Annotated in this window: 1 protein-coding gene; it reads right to left on the bottom strand. The window is 46.1% G+C overall.

What is annotated here, in order from left to right; translation table 11 throughout:
• Positions 1–323: 323 nt before the first annotated feature.
• On the bottom strand, positions 324–1,478 hold the full coding sequence (locus J5X92_RS20830; RefSeq protein ID WP_013783726.1) for an IS110 family transposase: 1,155 nt from the start codon (positions 1,476–1,478) through the stop codon (positions 324–326).
• Positions 1,479–1,591 lie beyond the last annotated feature (113 nt).

Raw genomic sequence — 1,591 nt, 5'->3', positions numbered from 1 at the left:
AAAAGTTGGTATGACTCCCTTTGTCAACCCTGAACGAGTGCTTCCCTGACATTCTTTCAGTCCATAATTAGCTTTATTTTTCGCTCATAATAAATGAACTAACGCACCGGATGAGGCAGTAATGTCGTCGGTTAGTATGCTGGTATTCGTAGGTTACTCATTCGTTGAATGAGCAGAGCTGACCTTACATGTTCCGCCGTAGCACCTTCTCATCAGTCTATGCTCGTGGGTCAATCACGGTTAAGTGATTGCCATCATAACTTTTTCGTAGGTTGTGCCACATCCCGCGGCCTGATCCGAATGCGTTAGCTCAAACTCGTTTGTCATGCAGGTACTCTACTTAACCGTAATTTTGGATTAACCGGTGTGAGTACCACTTCCTTTGCAATAGCCCAGATGTATGCCGCCATTTCCCTGGCTATCGCGGTAATGATCAAGTTGTAGTGCTTACCTTTTTTACTCATGCGCTGATAGCGTTTGCACAGACGCAGCTGGGCTTTCCAGGCGATATCAACAATGTCTTTGGGTAAGCCTTCTTGCCTTAACTGTAATTCGGTAGAGACATTTGCTGGATACCGATAGCTATGCGCACCTTCAATCAGTAAACGCCTTGCTCTGCCGTTGCCGGCTTTGGTAATGGCTCCTAAGTGTCGCTTTCCACCTGATGATTGTTCACTGGGAACTAAGCCCAGATAAGCCATGAGCTTTCTTGGGTGGTCGAAGCGATGTAGATCACCGAGTTCCGCCACAACACCAACGGCGACTAATAATCGAACACCGCGCATCGCTTGAATGGCTTTCACTACTGGATAATAACGCCATTGGTGAACGTGGTGAGTTAATTCATTATCTAGCCTTTCCAGTCGACGGATACGCTCTTCTATGGTTTGCAATTGTTCCTGCAAAACTATTTGCTGCGCCGGATGAGGCAATATCAATTCTGTAAGCCAGCGAAGGTGCTTCTTCGACCAGTTAGCAGTGCCTTCATAGCGTATGTTGTTGCGAAGCAGTAACGCTTTAAGCTGGTACTTGGCTTCTTTTAAATCTTTCATTGCCGCTTCACGAGCACGGGATAAATCCCGAACGGCTTCGTCCTCAGGCTCGGGCACATATATGGGCGTGAGATCTTCAGACTTTAGTGACCTAACGAGTTTAAGCGCATCTCGGCGGTCAGTCTTAATTCGTTCTCCAGGCTTTTTGGGAATAAGAGACGGAGCCACGACATAGCAACAATGCCCTAAACTTGTTATCAGCCGATAAATCCAGTAGCCACAAGGCCCAGCTTCATATACGACGTGAAGTGTTGCACCAGGATATTTAGATTCAAACTGCCGGAGCAGCTTTTTTACACTAGCTTTTGATGAAGGTATCCGTCCGTAGTGAACAGGGCTGGCACCACGTTGCTCCTCACAATAAGCTACTTCATGGAACTCTTTATGCGTATCCAACCCGATAAAAATCATGCTATGTTTGTTCATGCTAGCCTCCAAATTGATTTAGTATTGAACAAACTAATTATGGCTCTGGCTGAAAAGTTAACCCACGAAAATGCGGGGGCTAGCACTTTTACAGGGAGTCATTGTGTCTATGT

Origin of the sequence: Alteromonas sp. K632G, from assembly GCF_017653625.1 — a bacterium.
GTDB classification, from domain to species: domain Bacteria; phylum Pseudomonadota; class Gammaproteobacteria; order Enterobacterales; family Alteromonadaceae; genus Alteromonas; species Alteromonas naphthalenivorans.
This window is presented reverse-complemented; position numbering and strand designations above follow the sequence as displayed.